General features: G+C 62.9%; 4 protein-coding genes. All 4 read left to right on the forward strand.

Annotated features, from left to right (window positions below; translation table 11 throughout):
* Positions 1 to 243: 243 nt before the first annotated feature.
* Positions 244 to 540 carry a hypothetical protein gene (locus AC50YA_RS22995; protein ID WP_494984460.1) on the forward strand — a complete coding sequence of 99 codons (297 nt, stop codon included), beginning with the start codon at positions 244 to 246 and terminating at the stop codon, positions 538 to 540.
* A 664-nt stretch (positions 541 to 1,204) separates the two neighbouring features.
* Positions 1,205 to 2,224 carry an ATP-dependent DNA ligase gene (locus AC50YA_RS23000; RefSeq protein WP_494984461.1) on the forward strand — a complete coding sequence of 340 codons (1,020 nt, stop codon included), beginning with the start codon at positions 1,205 to 1,207 and terminating at the stop codon, positions 2,222 to 2,224.
* A gap of 179 nt (positions 2,225 to 2,403) precedes the next feature.
* On the forward strand, positions 2,404 to 2,736 hold the full coding sequence (locus AC50YA_RS23005; RefSeq protein WP_494984462.1) for a hypothetical protein: 333 nt from the start codon (positions 2,404 to 2,406) through the stop codon (positions 2,734 to 2,736).
* Between the two features lie 19 nt (positions 2,737 to 2,755).
* Entirely contained in the window at positions 2,756 to 3,061 is a 306-nt protein-coding gene (locus tag AC50YA_RS23010; protein ID WP_494984463.1) for a hypothetical protein, read from the forward strand.
* The last annotated feature ends 68 nt before the right edge of the window (positions 3,062 to 3,129 follow it).

A 3,129-nucleotide genomic window follows, 5' to 3' on the forward strand; every position in this document is an offset into this window, starting at 1 on the left:
TGCCACCCAAATATCATCACTCACCCGTCATGATTAACAGGATTCACGACCAATGTCCGATTAAACCGCCGACAACATCGAAAATAAACGCGACTGTAGTACTAGGCGGCCCATTCCCAGCCGGCCCTGCGAGCATGCATCTGGGCTGAGACTTGTCGGGCTGGGTTGGTACGGTGGAATTGTCCCGCCTGGGTTCCCCCAATCCCAGGCGGGACATTCTTTGTCAGAAGGAGGAGATGGACTGTGGGGCTGCGAAGCTTCTTCGCCCGGCGCCGAACACCAGCCGCAGCGGAGTCATCCGCCGTCGTGGTGGCCACCGAACGCGAGCCGCTGACGCCCGCGGAGCTGGCAGACCTGGAAGTGGCGTGGGCCGAACTGCGTCAGGCGGCCAAAGAGTCAGGGGTGACCTCGTTCCATGCCTGCACACGGGACGGGAGCCGCTGGCAAGACGACCCGGAGTCCGTACGCGCCATGACGGACACGATCAGGCGCACCCAGAAGTACACGGCCGAGGGTCTCCAGGACGGTCCGACGCGGTAGGGACGGGCCTGCCGAGTGGCAGACCCGCCCTGGCCCGGTTAGCTTCCTTCGCCCATGCAGACCTTGGAGTTGGCGCGGTACGCCATGACCGAAGCTCCAAGCGCTGCCAGCGAGAGCACGAAGTTCACGATGGTCAGTAGTTCCATGAGGGTTTCCCTATCGTTGAGATGGCCATATCCTGAGGAAGGAGCCGGTGGCCGCAACCTTTCGGTCACGACCACCGGGTTAGTGTGACTACTACTTCCTTGCTTTACGCTTCCGCTTCCGAGTTCCAGCTCGGGAGCGTTTGCTCTTTAAGCGCGCGTTCCGCATGGAGAGTAGAGCAATGACAGCTGTCACCAAGCTCACGACCGAAGTCGCGAGCTTGATCGCATCGTCGATGCTCATGTAGCCACCTCCTTCCTGCCCCGCCGTGCGAGGCCCCCACTGACGCAGCCGGTCGAGGGTGGTCGTCAACCCCGAAGAGTGGACGCGCAGGGACAGGAAATAGGGGAGCGCAGCGACCGCCTGGCCCTGGGTGTCCGCGTGGGTTGACGGGTCGGGCCCCCGGACGGCTACGATCAGTGGCCTTGTACGGAGAACAACCCAGCCACATGTAAGGCAAAGAAAGGCTTTACAGCCCGGAGCGAAGCGGAGGACGATCCTTGCAACAAAGGAGAGCTCCATGGCTGAGTCCATCCCGCCAGCACTGCAACCACCCATTGCTGTTGCCCTGGCGAAACTCGTCAAAACGTTCCCAGGACCCCAAGCGTTGCCAGGCGGCATGTACTGCGAACCCAAGTGGGACGGGTTTCGCGCGACAGCCTTTATTGAGGCCGACAGGGTGACGCTCTGGTCCCGTCAGGGAAAAGAGCTCACACGAGTCCTGCCCGATCTGGCCGAAGCCCTCGCAGCCCAGGTGCCTCCCGGTGTGGTCCTCGATGGCGAGGCCGTGATTTGGAACGGGGACACACTGGACTTCGACGCGTTACAGCGGCGCATGGTCACTTCCAAGGCGGCTCTGCCGGCACTGGTGAGGAAGTTACCGGCCACGTTCGCGGCCTTCGATGTTCTGGCCGTCGCCGGGCAGGACGTCCGGGATGTGCCGTTCACCGGCCGCCGGCAGCTGCTCGAGGAACTGGCCCGGGACTGGGCCGCGCCGTTGAACCTCTCCCCCGCCACCACGGACCGGGAACTGGCCAAGACTTGGCTAAGGGATTTGCCTGCAACAGGAGTGGAAGGGCTGGTCTTTAAGGGAGGCTCGCAGCCCTATGACGGCTCACGTTCCTGGCTGAAGTTGAAGCACAAAAATGTCCTGGATGTTGTCTGCGCTGCCGTCATAGGTTCCCTGACCCAGCCCCAGGCCATCGTCGCCGGCCTGCCGATGGACGGGCAGCTGCGGATCGTCGGCCGATCCACGGTCCTCTCAACCAGGACAGGGCGTGAGCTGGGCCGCCAGCTCACCCCGGCGCAGCCCGGGCATCCCTGGCCCGAAGAGATCAGCGAAACCTCGCTGAACAGATTCAGCAAAGACAAAAGCCCTGTGCACCTGACGCTTGTCGAACCGCTCGTGGTGGAAGTCGCGGCCGACGTCGCCTGGTCCGGCACGTCCTTCCGCCACCCACTGACCTACCAGCGGGCCAGGCCCGAACTGGATCCCGGCGACGTCGAACTCCCCCCGCACATCAAAGTCCGGTATCCCTAACGTCGCGTTGGACGGGTTGTGCCCACTGGGGGCAGGTGGAGCCCTCCGCACAGCTCAGGCTGTCCCCATTGGCGTGCAACCCGTTCTTTGTCGTACCCCTCCCCCACAATGAAACCTGCGGCCTGAACGGCCGCTTTTTCTTGGCGAGTCTATTCGCATATATGTTCTAAGGTTGTGTTATGGGACCAGAACAAGCCTCCGAACTGCAAAGGCAGTACGCGCGGCGCGCCGGTCCGATTGGCCTGACCGTGGAAGAGCTCGATTTTGAGCATTTCGCGGTCAAGAACGGCTTCCCCGGGATCCCGGTAAAGGCGTGGATCCGGTTCCCGAACTGCGCGGAACTGGTGAACGGCGAGGTGTTCGCTTGGACAGCAAAAGCGGCCGAGGTGACATGGAAAGACGGGCCGGTGACCTACCGGACTTGGGTATGGAGCTCGGCGGTAACCCGCCGGGAAGATTTGAACAGAGCGAACTTGGGAGAACGGGCAAACCGTGACAGCAACAGTAAGTGAAACAACCCTCGACGCACCGGTGGAGGTCCGATTCACCGCCGTCGGCACTCCCCTGGCCGTCCGCTACAACGGACGGGTGTGGGCCGTGGCAGCGGAACCCCTGCACTGGTTCAGCAGAGACTCCTGGTGGGAAACCCGCCGCACCGCGGCCGTGGGCAGCGGTGACCTTGTGAGCATCGAGCACTGGCGTGTCCAGGTCCGACTCACCTCTACCGGACCTGCGGATCGCAGCGGTCCAGCCGCAGGTGAAGATGGTCCTGCAGCTGACCAGCATGGACAAGGTTCTCACGGCCTACGGTACTGCCGAAGAGGCGTTCAGCAATGACTGAGGTCCTGGCGTCACGCAGCTTCCGCGGGCTTGCGGCAGACGAAGCCATCGAAGCCGTGCACAAC

The sequence above is a fragment of the Pseudarthrobacter sp. RHLT3-21 genome, assembly GCF_059383495.1.